1 protein-coding gene is annotated in these 833 nt (G+C 73.2%); it reads left to right on the forward strand.

The features are described 5' to 3' along the window. Nucleotides 1–175: 175 nt before the first annotated feature. Nucleotides 176–802, forward strand: coding sequence for a TetR/AcrR family transcriptional regulator (locus ACJA3G_RS37875; RefSeq protein WP_406557529.1), 627 nt, complete (start codon nt 176–178; stop codon nt 800–802). The last annotated feature ends 31 nt before the right edge of the window (nt 803–833 follow it).

Raw genomic sequence — 833 nt, forward strand, 5'->3', positions numbered from 1 at the left:
CGGGGAGGCGTGTCCCGGCCCGGCGCGGGTCCGGATCGGGTGCTCCCGGAACCGGGGGGTGGCCTTGTGGTGAACCTGCGGTTACGACGGGACGGGTCCGTATCGTCGTAACGGTGAGAGTAGGACGCCACTACGTCGCAACGCAACCGTCTCGTCGTATCGCTATGCTCAAGACATGACCAACTCGGACGCCCCGGCCCCCGCCGAACCCCAGCGCCGCGCCCCGGCCGGTGCCGCCGTGCTGCGCTCGGACGTGACCGAGGCCATCCGCAAGGCCGTGTTCGAGGAGCTGGCGGCGGTCGGGTTCGCCCGGATGTCGATCGAGGGCATCGCGCGCCGCGCCGGAGTGGGCAAGACGGCCGTGTACCGCCGCTGGAAGTCCAAGCTGAGCCTGGTCCTCGACCTGGTGTCCGCGTTCGCCGCCCAGGGCCTCCCGGTGCCCCACACGGGCTCGCTGTACGGGGACATCCGGGCGCTGCTGGCGGTGGCGGCGCTCGCCCTGCGCCACCCGGTCGCCTCCCAGGTGATCCCGGACCTGCTGGTCGAGTCCGTCCGGCACCCCGAGATCGCCGACGCCATCAAGGAGGCGCTGCTCGACGGCCAGAAGGGCGTCGCGGCGGTCGTCGTACGGGAGGCCGTGGAGCGCGGCGAGCTCGCCGAGGGCGCCGACCCGGACCGTGCCCTCGACCTGATCGTGGGGCCGCTGTACTGGCGGCTGGTGGTGGTCCGGGGCGATCTGCCGAAGGGCTACCTGGACGATCTGGCGACCTCGGCGGTGGCGGCCCTGAAGGCGACGGGCTGAGGCTTCCCGCAGCGCCCAGCGCCCAGCGCCC

It is taken from the genome of Streptomyces sp. YS-3, from assembly GCF_045257485.1.
Classification (GTDB): domain Bacteria; phylum Actinomycetota; class Actinomycetes; order Streptomycetales; family Streptomycetaceae; genus Streptomyces.